We start from the raw sequence: 6,248 nt of genomic DNA, 5'->3' as shown, positions 1-6,248 counted from the left end.
CTTTGCCTAATATGTTTCACTATCTTGATAATCCCATGATACCAAAATCCACAAATGGACTTGAATCATTCTTTGGTCATCTTAAAAATCATATTAGCATACACAGAGGATTGTCAAAAATGAATAGGCAGAACTTTATTAAGTGGTACCTGTTTTACAGAAATCAATGAGTTTTCTTAGCCATTTAAAGGATACCGCAATAAGAAAAAAAGGACAGATTTAATTCTCTGTCCTTTTGCGTCTATCCGTAAAACCTATTGCTGGCAGGTTGCTCTCCAGCAGAGCCTACTTCCTCTTTAGTTTTACGCTCGAAATATACGAAATGAAAAATCAAAAGTCACCAACTATTTTTGTCCCCATTACCAATAAAATAAACAATCGTTACTTTAAGAAATATAATATCCTTAATATGAGTATTGTTATTTTTATAAACTAAAAAGCCTGAAAAATGCCCATTAGAGTGTATCGTCTAAAAAATAGCCCCAAAATGTCCATTACGTTAAAAATTCTTATTACACTATTTTGAAAATTATGGTTGTATTATTACAGACAATTATTAATCTCTTGCTATTATAGAAAATAAAACTCTAATCTTCAATAGCTTGATAAATAATCTTTTGTATCGCAGTTCGAATACCGGATTTAACAAGTTTATTATTTTCTGAGTATGGATATGTTCTATTTGACAAAAAAACATAAATAAGCTTATATTCAGGGTCAGCCCAAACATAAGTGCCTGTAAAGCCGCTGTGGCCATAACTTTCCTTAGAGGCTTCTTCACAGGCAGGCCCACCCTGATGTTTATCTTTTAATGGTTTGTCAAATCCCAAAGCCCTGCGGCTTTTGTCAGTCTGATATTCTGTGAATTTGCTCACCGTTTCCGGCATAAAATATCTTTCCCCTGCATAAACTCCTTCATTAATCAACATCTGCATCATTATTGCCAGGTCTTTGCTGCTAGAGAATAAACCTGCATGTCCGCTGGTTCCTCCAAGCATGGCTGCTCCCTGATCGTTGACATCTCCGTGTATTAATTGCATTCGGAAATTTGTGTCAATTTCGGAAGGTATTATTCTGGATATGTCATAATATTTTCTTGGCTCGAAACAAACCGTATTCAAACCCAGTCTTCTATAAAAATTATCACTTACATATTTACTAAAATCCACATTTTCAAGTCGTTCAATAATTTTAACCAAAAGGTAAAATCCCAGATCGCTATATAGATAATTATTATTTTTTCTTAACTCTGAATTGAGAATTGTCATGTAAATAGAGTCCGCAAAGTTTTTATGAATAAACATACTATCTGCAACCCGAACAGGATAATCATCTGAAAAAACTTTTTTATAAATATTTGTGTCAGGCTTGCCATTGACAAGTGTATTTTTATAAAAAGGTATCCATGCTTTGAAACCAGCCTGATGAGTTAATATTTGCCTGATGGTAATGCATGCTTTTGTCGTGGTTTCTGCTTCAGTGTAATAATTCTCTATGGCAGTATCAAGGCTTATTTTCCCATCTTCACTGAGTTTCATGACAGCAAGAGTCGTGGCAGCAATTTTGGTGATGGAGGCAATATCGTAAATATCGGAATTATTAACAGGAATCATTTTTTCATAAGTGTGATAGCCGAATGATTTATAATAAAATACCTTTCCGTCTTTGGCTGCAAGAATCTGGCATCCGGGAAAAATAGTATCTTTTATACCTTTAAGCGCAATGGAATCTACTTTTCTTAACATATCAGGATTCATACCTGCGCATTCGGGATAGGTATAGTTGAAACGCATTTTCTCTGTTTTGATTCCTGTTGTAACTGGAAACATTACAGAAGCGCTTACAGGCAGTTTCCCTTTTACGGAAATGCCTCCGAAAATAGCTTCTGCAGTTACCTTTTTAGTAAAACTATTGCATTGGTATGAAGTCAAAATAGCAGAGATTCCACTGGTATCAGTCAACTTAGCCAAACAATACGGGTTTACCTGCAAGTTAAGAACTATGTCCTTTTCTTTTTTTATCTGGCTGATAAAAGATATCACCGCATCAGAAAATCCGTAATTTCCTGATTGAGAATTGGATAACTGATTAATGTTAATTATTAGAGTATTGAAACCTGACAGTTTTAATAAAAGTGAAGAAATGCTGTCTTCATTGAATGTTTTATCCATATTAAAATGAGTAACCGGAGCATAGTAATCTAGGGTTTCATCAAAAATGCCATCCCCTTTGTCATTAAACGATACAGAAGCTATGTTTCGCGACTGAAGTTGCTTCAATGGAAGAATATTCTGGTTGTTTTTTATCAAGGTTACCGAAGCTTCATACAGCTTTAAGTTCAGTATTTCTGAAGCCCTGTTGTTTATATCATAATATAGGTTTTTTACTTTTACGGGCTTGCGTTTTGCCAGACCAGCCTTATATTTATATGTAAGTATCTTTTTACATTTATCATCAATTACTTTCTGATCTATCAATCCACTATCAACAGCTTGCTGAATAAATTCGATGGCATGTGGTAAATCTTCAGACATCAGCAATAAGTCGTTTCCTGCCAGAAGGGCTTTAAGTTCCAGACTTCCTGCTGTATCACTCTCGCTGGCACCTTTCATTCCCAGTGCATCAGTAAAAACCAGACCTTTAAATCCAAGGTGTTTAACGAGGATATTATAAATCACTTTTGCCGACAATGATGAAGGAAGGTTCCTTGTAGTATCGAGTGCAGGTATGCTCAGGTGGGCACACATAACAGCAGATATCCCGTTTTTTATTAGTGTCCTGAACGGGAACAAGTCGGTGGTGTCTATCATTTCCTGGCTATGGTGTATCACAGGTAGTGTTGTATGCGAGTCTTTATCGGTATCGCCATGACCTGGAAAATGCTTGGCAGTTGCCATGACTCCCTGTTTCTGCATTCCTTTCATGTATGCCATTGCTTTGTTTGACACATTGAGCTTATCTTCGCCGAAAGAGCGGTAGTTTATTACCGGATTGTTAGGATTGGAGTTAATATCCACAACCGGAGCAAAATTAATATGTATGCCCATGCGCTTCATCTGCCGGCCAATTTCCTCTCCCATTTCATATATCAAGTCATTATCCTGTATTGCTCCAAGAGTCATCTGATAGGGAAAACTTACTGCACTGTCCTTAAGCCTCATGCCTAAACCCCACTCCCCGTCAATGGCAATAAGTAAAGGGGTTGGTGCTATGGATTGCCAATAATTTGTATAAACTGACTGACCGATGGGGCCTCCTTGAAAAAAGCAAATACCTCCGATGTTGTATAGTTTTATTTGCTCGGTTACTTTAGAATTTATTTCAGATTCTATGCTTTGATTGGAATATGCTGGCACTATGAATAACTGTGCTATACGTTGTTCAGGAGTGAGACTTTGAAAAACCGAATCAACCCATTTGTTTCGGGATGGGGAATTATCAGGATAGTTATCAGCAGTTTCTATTTTTGCATAAATAAATCCTGCAAATAAAGGAATGATTAACACAAATAATTTAATTCTTTTCATTGGAAAACTCAGCCTGTAAATATAATAATTGCATCTAACAATTCGATGAATAATACAGAAAATTTTGGAGTTTCGAATTTGTAATGGGGAAATAAAAAAACCCGCCTTCATAAATTCGGGCGGGTTTAAAACAGCTATTTATAAATATTATTTCTTTTGGTTAAGGAGGTTTTGCAGGTTGGTATTTTCTTTGTCCATCAATGCTTTCTGTATTTCCTGATCAGCTTTATTCTTCACGATATCATTTTCAATATCAGCTTTTTTCTTGACAAGGGATTCGCCTTCGCTAATCAGCTTTTCGTAATCTTTTTTTGCTTTGTCGTAAACCTTCTGCTGAGCTTCAATATCGTTATCCAGTTTTTTAGCAACAAACTTTGGAGCAAGTTCGTTCATATATGTTTTTGCGTTATTGATCATACTTGGGTCTTCGCCACTACCGATAAAGTTTGTAAGGCCAAGGCTTAGTAAAAAAGTTACTATGGTCTTTTCTTTTTCTTTTTTCTTTTCTTGAATACTGATGTAAAAATTTATAGCTTTCGGGGAAATCTGTGTAAACTGTATCCCTTCGAATATCATATATCCCTTTTTATTGTTGTATTTTTTGAACCCCTTTTCTTTCATATCTGCCACAATAACATCTTCAACCACATCTGAAGTAAATGCAAACTCGCCGACAACAGCAGGATAATCTGTTTTATCAAATTCCGCTCTGCCTTCTATGGACTGAGCAAAAGCAAACCGGCTAATTGCCGTAATGCCAATCAATAAAATAATCAACTTTTTCATAAGGTTAATTTAAAATTTTTATTAACAAATATACAACTTTTTTTTGATTTACTATTTTCATCTGAATTTCTTTTCGATATCATCATAACTCAAAATAAATAATATTGATTTACCTGAGGGGGAAGTTTCGGGAACATCGCAGGTAAAAAGCTCTGCTGCTAATGCCTGCATTGCTTCAGGGGAAGATAAACTCTGAGATTTTGAAGCAAGGTTTTTAGCAAGAGAACGTATCAGGTTGTTTTTTTTCTCATAGTGTGCTTCCATGAGGTTTTTTTTATAACTTTCGAGCAAGTGCTCAACAACATCTTTCACTTCTTCGTTTACCATATCCATAGGCAAGCCATTAATTACAAATGTGTTTTTACCAAAGGCTTCTATATCGAATCCCAACTTTTGCATTTCCGGAAGCATTTCAGAAAGTAATTCCGCATCAGATGGGTTAAGAGTAACCGTTTGAGGAAAAAGGAGTCGCTGACATACAGGTTTGCTTGTTTCGTATGCATGCAGGAAACGTTCAAATAAAATCCGTTCTCTAGCATTCACACTGTCAATAAACATCAGCCCGGATTTGACCGTTGTGATAATATATTTTCTTCCAAAGTAAAAAAAAGGTGCAATTGCACTATCAACAGCTATTTTCTCCTGACTATCATTATCAATTTTTCCTTCCTTGTTAACAGTATTCAGTTCTTTGCCCAACTCATAGAGTCTTTCCCAATTTTTCAGGTTTTTATCTTCAGGAGGATGAAACCCAATAGAATTTCGGCCTTGTCCGCTTGGCTGAAACGGATTATAAGCAGGATTTACTTTAATAGTGGGAATTTTAATGGACTGCTGAGAGTCAATATTCCCGAAATCCATAGACCTTTCTGCTTCAAAATCAATGCTGGGTGTAATGTTGTAAAATCCAAACGACTTGCGTATCGTTGCTTTTAATATAGAATACAGTGTCTTTTCATCATTAAACTTCACTTCGGTTTTTGCCGGATGAATATTTACATCAATGTTCTGAGTATCTATGGTTAGAAAAATAAAATAAGAAGGGTAGCTTTGTTGTGGTATCAATTCGCTATAGGCTTTGTCAACGGCATGGTTTAGATAAGGATGTTTGATAAAGCGTTTATTGATAAAGAAGTATTGTTCTCCCCTTGTTTTTCGGGCAAATTCAGGCTTGCCAATAAAGCCGCTTATTTTTACCACAGAAGTTTCTTCCTGCAGCTGCAGTATTTTTTCACCGTAATTTGGCCCGAAAATAGTATTGATGCGTTGCCTGAGGTTTGTTTTTTCATATTTGCCTGACAGTTTTCCGTTATTATAAAATGAAAAGCAGATTTCGGGATAAACCAGGGCAACGCGGTGAAGTTCTTCAAGAATGTAACTTGTTTCCGTAGCATCAGCTTTTAAGAATGCCCGGCGTGCGGGAACATTAAAGAACAGGTTTTTAACGGATATGGATGTCCCGTCAGCAGCGCTGCAGGATGTGTGGTTTTTTACTTCAGAACCTTCTATAGCCAAAAGTGTGGCTGTTTCATCAGATTTTCTTTTAGTTTTCATCTCCACCTGAGCCACGGCAGCAATAGAAGCCAATGCTTCCCCGCGGAAACCATAGGTAACTATTTTATACAAGTCATTTGCCTCGTTTATTTTTGAAGTTGCGTGGCGCTCAAAACATAAACGGGCATCGGTTTCCGACATGCCGCAACCGTTATCAACAACTTGTATAAGTGTTTTTCCTGCATCTTTGATGATAAGCTGAATGTCATCTGCACCGGCGTCAATAGCATTTTCCAGCAGTTCCTTCACTGCCGATGCAGGACGTTGTATCACTTCGCCGGCAGCAATCTGGTTGGCAACATTATCGGGGAGTATTTTTATAATATCGGACATTTATTTTTAAGTGTTTTAACAAAAATAAGAAAATAACATGAAATGGTA

The 6,248-nt window shown here is 36.4% G+C and carries 3 protein-coding genes; all 3 read right to left on the bottom strand.

Annotated features, from left to right (window positions below):
• Nucleotides 1-587: 587 nt before the first annotated feature.
• The 3 genes from M0R16_09650 to mutL all read right to left on the bottom strand — a co-directional run bounded on the left by M0R16_09650 (nucleotide 588) and on the right by mutL (nucleotide 6,200).
• A complete protein-coding gene (locus tag M0R16_09650; GenBank protein ID MCK9613146.1) occupies nucleotides 588-3,527 on the bottom strand; it encodes a serine hydrolase in 2,940 nt (979 codons plus the stop codon).
• Nucleotides 3,528-3,674: 147 nt separating this feature from the next.
• Nucleotides 3,675-4,313 (bottom strand): hypothetical protein, encoded by a 639-nt coding sequence (locus M0R16_09645; protein ID MCK9613145.1) that lies wholly within the window; start codon nucleotides 4,311-4,313, stop codon nucleotides 3,675-3,677.
• A gap of 57 nt (nucleotides 4,314-4,370) precedes the next feature.
• Complete coding sequence (mutL, locus tag M0R16_09640) at nucleotides 4,371-6,200, bottom strand: DNA mismatch repair endonuclease MutL (GenBank protein ID MCK9613144.1); 1,830 nt, start codon at nucleotides 6,198-6,200, stop codon at nucleotides 4,371-4,373.
• Between the last annotated feature and the right edge of the window lie 48 nt (nucleotides 6,201-6,248).

It is taken from the genome of Bacteroidales bacterium (genome assembly GCA_023228145.1).
Lineage (GTDB): Bacteria > Bacteroidota > Bacteroidia > Bacteroidales > CAIWKO01 > CAIWKO01.
This window is presented reverse-complemented; position numbering and strand designations above follow the sequence as displayed.